Origin of the sequence: Secundilactobacillus malefermentans DSM 5705 = KCTC 3548, from assembly GCF_001436395.1 — a bacterium.
Lineage (GTDB): Bacteria > Bacillota > Bacilli > Lactobacillales > Lactobacillaceae > Secundilactobacillus > Secundilactobacillus malefermentans.
This window is the reverse complement of the sequence record NZ_AZGJ01000134.1, coordinates 1-626: the sequence shown is the minus strand read 5'-3', so window position 1 is coordinate 626 and position 626 is coordinate 1. Positions and strand designations below refer to the sequence as shown.

Here is a 626-nt window from a genome sequence, read left to right as displayed (position 1 = left end):
CCCCGTCAAGCACCGTCCCCGCCGCTGCGAATTCTGCCCCGTTGTCAGCGGTAACGGACTTCATGATGTGCCCGTATTCTTGGCAGATCTTAGCCAGTTCGTAGTTGACTGAATCGGCGTCACGGCCATCAATCAAACGCAGGATCTGACAGCGAGATTGGCGCTCGATCAGCGTTAGAATGACACTTTCTTGGCCGTTACGTTTACCGACTACGGTATCCAACTCAAAGTGACCGAACTCTTGGCGCTGATCAATACTTTTAGGTCGCTCTTCGATACTTCGTCCGGCCAGACGCTTATGCTTGGGTGAATGGTGGTGTTTGGTGCGGCGCCGGTTTTTTTCGAGCAGATCAAGATTACGGACTTCAAGTAGTTGCGCATCGATATAGTGGTATAACGTCTTGGTCGAAACCATCTCCTCAGGTTGATATAAGCCTTCAAGTTTAGCACGGCCCACCGCGGCATCAGGCGACCAACCGTCTTGGTGCAAATGGGCCGTAAAGTAGTTGATAAAGTCAGCGACACCAGCGAGTTTCAAAGGTCGATGACAGGACATTCGGTTAGCTTCGTATTTGACCTGTGCCGCTTCTGGCGAGTACTCGCGGTGATATTGCCGTTGACCGTTC

General features: G+C 51.9%; 1 protein-coding gene. It reads right to left on the bottom strand.

Annotation, left to right across the window (positions count from 1 at the left end):
• Nucleotides 1–626, bottom strand: a 626-nt coding sequence (locus FD44_RS10165; protein WP_156656229.1) for an IS30 family transposase, incomplete at both ends; no start/stop codon positions are given.